The organism is Streptomyces sp. WELS2, assembly GCF_013870595.1.
GTDB lineage: Bacteria > Actinomycetota > Actinomycetes > Streptomycetales > Streptomycetaceae > Streptomyces.
Genome location: NZ_JACBWZ010001052.1, coordinates 1 through 1,886, shown reverse-complemented (window position 1 = coordinate 1,886; position 1,886 = coordinate 1). Strand labels below are relative to the sequence as shown.

Annotated in this window: 1 protein-coding gene; it reads right to left on the bottom strand. The window is 75.7% G+C overall.

The genetic code is table 11. The features are described from left to right. Nucleotides 1–1,886 (bottom strand): ATP-binding protein (locus tag H5J33_RS33480; protein WP_399552993.1); only part of this gene is annotated, 1,886 nt, incomplete at both ends.

The following is a 1,886-nucleotide window of genomic DNA, read 5'->3' as shown; positions in this document are numbered from 1 at the left end:
ATCGGCCGCCGCCCTGTCGTAGGCGGCCCCGCGTTCATTGGCCTCGCCACGGGCGGCCAGGGCCTCCGTGGCGCCCCAGGCGTCGCCGAGGCGACGGTAGATCGCCAGCGACTCGTCGGCGCTGCGGGTGGCGTCGTCCGTCCACGCGGCCCGGTTGGACAGGAAGTTGGCGCGCAGGTGCAGTACTCCGGCCAGTTCCCACTCGAAGCCCGGGGTCGTGCGGCAGGTCTCCACACAGGCGTCCACGATGGTGTGCAGCCGGTCGGCGCCGCCGGTCAGCAGCACGGCGAAGAACCACAGCAGGCCCGGCACCCGGCAGGTCTGCGGCAGGCCGGGTTCGTAGACCTGGGCGATGGTGCGCAGCCTGGCCTGCGCGGCGGGCGTCTGCCAGGCGTCCATCTCGGTGTCCATGCAGGCCAGATGGGCCAGGTGGACCCCGCGCCGGGCCTCCACGAGGGCCTCGCCGGTGTACGGGGGCGGGGTGTCGGTGCAGCGCTGCCACACGGGGGCGGCCGGGCTCGCCGGTTCGGCGAACGGGTCGGGGCCGAGCGCCATGACCTCCCGGCACCAGTTGCGGGTCTCCACCCGCTGGTCGCGCATCTGCCAGAACCACAGCAGGGAGTGGATCAGGCACAGCCCCTCCTGCTCGTCGCCGAGGGCGACGGCGTGCCGGAAGGCGGTGCGCAGGTTCTCGTACTCCAGCTGGAACCGGCCGATGGCGGCGAGCTGCCCGGGGCCGCGCAGCGACGGCTCGGTGGTGCGGGCGAGTTCGCGGTAGTACGTCAGGTGGGCGCGCTCGGTCTCGGTGTGCCGGCCGGTCTCGGCGAGCCGTTCGGCGGCGTACTCGGCGACGGTCTCCAGCAGCCGGTAGCGCATGCCGCCGCCCGCGGGCGCGGCCACCACGAGGGACTTGTCGACCAGGGAGCCGAGGGCGTCCAGCGCGGCCGGCCCGCACACGGCCTCGGCGGCGGCCAGGTCGCAGCCGCCGGCGAAGACCGACAGCCGGGCCAGCACGTCCCGTTCGGCGGCGTCCAGCAGGTCCCAGGACCAGTCCACGACGGCCCTGAGGGTCTGCTGGCGGGGCAGCACGGTGCGGCTGCCGTTGGTCAGCAGCCGGAACCGGTCGTCCAGCCGGTCGGCTATCTGCCGGGGGGTCAGCATGCGCAGCCGGGCGGCGGCCAGTTCGATGGCGAGCGGGAGTCCGTCCAGGCGGCGGCAGATCTCGGCGCACGCCTCGGGGTCGTCGGCCACCCGGAAGCCGGGGCGGGCCGCCGCGCCGCGCTCGGCGAGCAGCCGCAGCGCGACCGGCTCGGGCAGCGGTTCCACGGGCCGCACCAGTTCCCCCGGTACGCCGAGGGGTTCCCGGCTGGTGGCGAGGACGGTCAGCTCCGGGCAGCGGGCCAGCAGGGACTCGGTGAGCCGGGCGGCGGCGTCCACGACGTGCTCGCAGTTGTCGAGGACGAGCAGCATCCGGCGCCGGGCGCAGTGCTCCACGAGCCGTTCGACGGGGTCGTCGTGCCGGTCGGCGACCGCGCGCATGCCGTCCACGCCGGCGCCGTGCAGCACGGTGTCCCGGGCACCGATGGCGGTGAGCACGGCCTGGGGCACGGCGTCCGGGTCGTCCACGGGGGCCAGTTCGGCGAGCCACACCCCGTCCCGGACGGTGTGCCGCACCGCCTCGGCGGCCTCCTGGGACAGCCGGGTCTTCCCGGCACCGCCGGGCCCGAGCAGGGTGACCAGGCGGGCCCCGGCGAGATCGGCGGCGATGGCCTCCAGGTCGGCTTCGCGGCCGACGAAGGAGGTGAGCCGGGCGGGCAGGTTGCCCGGTACGGCGGCGGGCCTCGAGGCGCGCGAGGCGGTCGACCTCAGATACGTGGACGAGCCGC